We start from the raw sequence: 1752 nt of genomic DNA, 5'->3' as shown, positions 1-1752 counted from the left end.
GCCTGTCACCAAGGGATAATTATGTTCTTTGGTTGACGGGCTTTTTTGATGTTTATTTTTAAAAAAAGAGTCTGTCGCTTGGATCACAGATTCTTTTTTATTTTTTTGAAAGGAAAGGTGAAAAGATGGAATTCGTTCTCGAGTTAGTTATTATATTATTTGCTTCTAAGGTGGCTGGGGCTATTAGTGTTAAATTAGGCCAGCCTTCGGTTCTAGGAAAGCTTCTTGTCGGAATCCTCTTAGGTCCGGCTGTGCTTGGCCTTGTTTCCGAGACGAAAATCTTGGAAGAATTCAGCCAGATTGGTGTTATTTTGTTAATGTTTATAGCAGGCTTGGAGACTGATACAGATGAATTAAAACGCTCTTGGAAGGCCTCAACCTTCGTGGGGCTAAGTGGAATAATCGTTCCGTTCTTTATCGGTTTTTTAGCTGGAGTTATCATGAATATGTCCACGTTTGAAGCGTCATTTTTAGGATTGTTACTCTCAGCGACAAGTGTGAGTATATCCGTTCAGGCTCTTAAGGAATTAAACAAAATGAAATCAAAAGAGGGGACAGCTATTTTAGGTGCAGCTGTTATTGATGATATCGTGGTCATTGTCGCGCTGGCCTTTTTAATGAGCATGGCAGGTGGTGAGGTAAATTTAAGTATGATCATATTGAAAAAGGTTCTTTTTTTCGGTGGGGCGATATTGGCAGCCTGGAAGCTAGTACCTTGGATTTTAACTAAATTTTCACGTTTAAAGGTAACAGAATCAGTTAGTTCCGGTGCACTGGTCATCTGCTTTTTGTTTGCCTATATGGCAGAGTTAACTGGAGTTGCTGCGATAATTGGCGCCTATATTGCTGGTCTGGCCATAAGTTTAACCAAATTAAAAGATGAGGTAGTTAAAAAAGTAGAAACCATTAGTTATTCACTTTTTGTACCCGTATTTTTTATTTCGATCGGAGTAAAGGTTAGTTTTGACGGAATTTCTCAACATCTTATGACAATCATTGTACTTAGTGTTCTAGCAATCCTAACAAAGTTGATTGGTGCTGCAGCGGGTGCAAAACTGGCCAAATTCTCTTGGAACAGCTCGTTAGGAATTGGCGCGGCAATGGTATCAAGGGGGGAGGTAGCTTTAATAATAGCAGCAATCGGTCTTGAGACTAATTTAATAGGCCAACAACTTTTTGCTATTTTAGTTATTGTTGTACTTGTCACAACAATCGTTACACCACCCATGATGAAATACTTCTTTAAAAGAAGTCAAAGTAAAAAAGATATAAAAGTAACAGCTTGATTAGAAAATATTATAAAACAACCCCCATGTTCGCTATGGATACTTCGAATAGTTTAGTAGAGTAAGAACTGACAAATGTTCTATGGAGGTTAGTGATGGGAATCAAATTAATCGATATCGACCAACTACTAGAAGCTACTTCAGATCTAACATCTGAGAAAAATAATAATAAAGTGAAAAAAGTGGAGATTGATCAACTGCTTGAAAATACGCGTAATTGGTAAGCCACACTGGCAATAACATTTAAAATAGTAACATCTGCGAATGCCCTCTATAAGTTAGAGGGCATTTTTTAGTAAGAAAAAACCCAAGTAACATCCGTTTTTAATAGAATAGCTCTACGCCTGCAGTTTTGATCCTTTAAAGCGAAAAAATATTTTTGGGTTTTCTATTGCTTTTATCCAAAAAAGATACTAGAATAATAATAATTTTTAATATATAAAAAATTATTTGAAAATTGTAAGGA

Annotated in this window: 2 protein-coding genes; both read left to right on the top strand. The window is 36.4% G+C overall.

The annotated features are described in order from the left end of the window. Window positions 1–125 precede the first annotated feature (125 nt). On the top strand, window positions 126–1286 hold the full coding sequence (locus V7077_RS20130) for a cation:proton antiporter (RefSeq protein ID WP_335505204.1): 1161 nt from the start codon (window positions 126–128) through the stop codon (window positions 1284–1286). Window positions 1287–1378: 92 nt separating this feature from the next. Then, complete coding sequence (locus tag V7077_RS20125; protein ID WP_335505202.1) at window positions 1379–1510, top strand: hypothetical protein; 132 nt, start codon at window positions 1379–1381, stop codon at window positions 1508–1510. The last annotated feature ends 242 nt before the right edge of the window (window positions 1511–1752 follow it).

This window comes from Neobacillus vireti (assembly GCF_036962465.1).
GTDB lineage: Bacteria > Bacillota > Bacilli > Bacillales > Cytobacillaceae > Neobacillus > Neobacillus vireti_B.
The sequence above is the reverse complement of the archived record's forward strand: the minus strand, read 5'-3'. Positions and strand labels throughout refer to the sequence as shown.